Annotated in this window: 1 protein-coding gene and 1 pseudogene; both read left to right on the top strand. The window is 66.5% G+C overall.

Features of this window, described 5'->3' with window-relative positions:
• Positions 1-780: pseudogene (locus VFA16_RS23535) on the top strand (MFS transporter); the annotation flags it as partial.
• 156 nt (positions 781-936) lie between these two features.
• On the top strand, positions 937-2,541 hold a 1,605-nt coding region (locus VFA16_RS23530; protein WP_324970157.1), incomplete at its 3' end, for a proline--tRNA ligase.

The raw sequence follows: 2,541 nt of genomic DNA, 5'->3' as shown, positions 1-2,541 counted from the left end.
ATCGGTTCTGGTGTCGTAGCGGTCGCCGCGTTCATCGCGTTCGCGATCGTCGAGCGCACGGCCGAGAACCCGATCGTGCCTTTCGACCTGTTCTTCGACCGCAACCGGCTAGCCACGTTCGCGGCCATCTTCCTGGCCGGTGGCGTGCTGTTCACGCTGACCGTGCTGATCGGACTGTACGTGCAGGACATCATGGGCTACAGCGCCCTTCGCGCGGGTATTGGCTTCATCCCGTTCGCCATCGCGATGGGCATCGGCTTGGGTGCGTCGTCGCAGCTGGTGTCGTGGTTCCCGCCACGCGTGGTGGTCATCGCCGGCGGTGTGCTGGTGCTGGGCGCGATGCTGTACGGCTCGACGATGAGCGGGAACATGCCGTATTTCCCGAACCTCGTGATGCCCATCGTCGTCGGCGGGATCGGCATCGGCCTGATCGTCGTCCCGCTGGCGCTGTCGGCGATCGCGGGCGTCGGGTTCGACCGGATCGGGCCCACCTCGGCGATCGTGCTGATGCTGCAGAACCTGGGCGGCCCGGTGGTGCTGGCCATCATCCAGGCCGTCATCACGTCGCGCACCCTCTACCTAGGCGGCACCACCGGCCCGGTGAAATACATGAATGCCGCGCAATTGCACGCCCTTGACCACGGCTACACCTACGGCCTGCTGTGGGTGGCCGGCGTGGCCGTCATCGTCGGCGGCGCGGCGCTGCTGATCGGCTACTCCGCCGCACAGGTGGCGCACGCGCAAGAAGTCAAAGACGCCCTGGACGCCGGAGAGCTGTAACTCCCTTCCGCGAAACGAATGCCACGGTCGTGATCCGCCGCGGATCACAGCCATAGCTGCTGTTTGGCGGACCGCCAAGGCTCACCGATACGCATGCGCGCGACCTGCAGCGCCCGGCTTCGCCGCGCTTGCAATCGCCGCATAGGCTTGCGCGCTGTGATCACCCGGATGTCCGAGCTGTTCTTGCGCACGCTGCGTGACGATCCCGCCGACGCCGAAGTCCCCAGCCACAAGCTGCTGATCCGCGCCGGCTACATCCGGCCCGTCGGCCCGGGCCTGTACAGCTGGCTGCCGCTCGGCCTGCGGGTCCTGCGCAAGATCGAGCGTGTCGTGCGCGAAGAGATGAACGCGATCGGCGGGCAGGAGATCCTGTTTCCCGCGCTGCTGCCGCGCGCCCCATACGAGGCGACAAACCGGTGGACCGAATACGGGGACAGCGTGTTTCGCCTCAAAGATCGCCGCGGCAACGACTATCTGCTCGGCCCGACGCACGAAGAGCTCTTCACCCTCACGGTCAAGGGTGAATACAGCTCCTACAAAGACTTCCCGTTGGTGCTCTACCAGCTCCAGAACAAGTACCGCGACGAAGCGCGCCCGCGCGCCGGCATCCTGCGCGTCCGCGAATTCCTGATGAAGGATTCCTATTCGTTCGACATCGACGACGCCGGGCTCAAAGCCGCCTACCACGCGCACCGCGAGGCTTACCAGCGCATGTTCGACCGGTTGCAGGTGCGCTATGTCATCGTCTCGGCGGTATCGGGCGCGATGGGCGGCAGCGCCTCCGAGGAATTTTTGGCCGAGAGCCCGGTGGGCGAGGACACGTTCGTGCGCTGCCTCGAATCCGGTTATGCCGCCAACGTCGAGGCCGTCGTCACAGCGCGCCCTGAATCGTTGCCCATCGACGGCCTGCCCGAGCCGGTGGTCTACGACACCGGCGATACCCCGACCATCGCCACCCTGGTCGAGTGGGCCAACGGCGCCGACCTCGGTCGCACCGTCACCGCGGCCGACACCCTGAAGAACGTGATGCTCAAGGTTCGCGAGCCGGGCGGGGACTGGGAGCTGTTGGGTATCGGGCTGCCCGGTGACCGTGAGGTCGACGACCGCCGCCTGGGCGCCGCACTCGACCCGGCTGAGTACAAGCTGCTCGACGACGACGACTTCGCCAAATACCCGTTTCTGGTGAAGGGCTATATCGGCCCGAAAGCGTTGCAGAAAAAAGGCATTCGCTATCTCGTCGACCCCCGCATCGTCGACGGGACCAGCTGGATCACCGGAGCCGACGAGCGCGGTAAGCATGTCGTCGGGCTGGTCGCCGGCCGCGACTTCACCGCCGACGGCACCATCGAGGCCGCCGAGGTGCGTGACGGCGATCCTTCTCCCGACGGTGCCGGGCCGCTGGTGTCCGCCCGCGGCATCGAGATCGGCCACATCTTCCAACTCGGCCGCAAATACACCAACGCGTTCACCGTCGACGTGCTCGGCGAAGACGGCAAACCCGTGCGGCTGATCATGGGCTCCTACGGCATCGGGGTGTCCCGGCTGGTGGCCGTCATTGCCGAACAGCACCACGACGAGCTAGGCCTGCGCTGGCCGTCGAGCGTTTCGCCGTTCGACGTCCACGTGGTGATCGCCAACAAGGACGCCGAGGCTCGCGCAGGGGCCACTAGCCTGGCCGCCGACCTGGACCGGTTGGGCATCGAGGTGCTGCTCGACGACCGTCAGGCCTCGCCGGGCGTCAAATTCAAGGACGCCGAGCTG

Origin of the sequence: Mycobacterium sp., assembly GCF_035653355.1 — a bacterium.
Classification (GTDB): Bacteria; Actinomycetota; Actinomycetes; order Mycobacteriales; family Mycobacteriaceae; genus Mycobacterium.
Note: the sequence above shows the minus strand (reverse complement) of the source record. Positions and strands in the feature narration are given on the sequence as shown.